1 pseudogene is annotated in these 444 nt (G+C 32.9%); it reads left to right on the top strand.

The window, feature by feature from the left end:
- A pseudogene (locus I6F12_RS37045) lies at window positions 1-444 on the top strand (replication initiation protein); the annotation flags it as partial.

Here is a 444-nt window from a genome sequence, read left to right on the forward strand (position 1 = left end):
CACATACTGTGTGCATATCTGATCCAAAATTAAGTTTTGATGCAATGACGATCGTTGGAAATCTCAACCGAGACAACGCTCAAGCCCTTTCTAAATTTATGAGTGTAGAGCCCCAAATAAGACTTTGGGATATTCTTCAAACAAAGTTTAAAGCTAAAGCACTTCAAGAAAAAGTTTATATTGAATATGACAAAGTGAAAGCAGATAGTTGGGATAGACGTAATATGCGTATTGAATTTAATCCAAACAAACTTACACGAGATGAAATGATTTGGTTAAAACAAAATATAATAAGCTACATGGAAGATGACGGTTTTACAAGATTAGATTTAGCCTTTGATTTTGAAGATGATTTGAGTGACTACTATGCAATGTCTGATAAAGCAGTGAAGAAAACTATTTTTTATGGTCGTAATGGTAAGCCAGAAAAAAAATATTTTGGCG

This window comes from Bradyrhizobium sp. IC4059 (assembly GCF_020193615.1).
In the GTDB taxonomy this organism is placed as follows: Bacteria; Pseudomonadota; Alphaproteobacteria; order Rhizobiales; family Xanthobacteraceae; genus Bradyrhizobium; species Bradyrhizobium yuanmingense.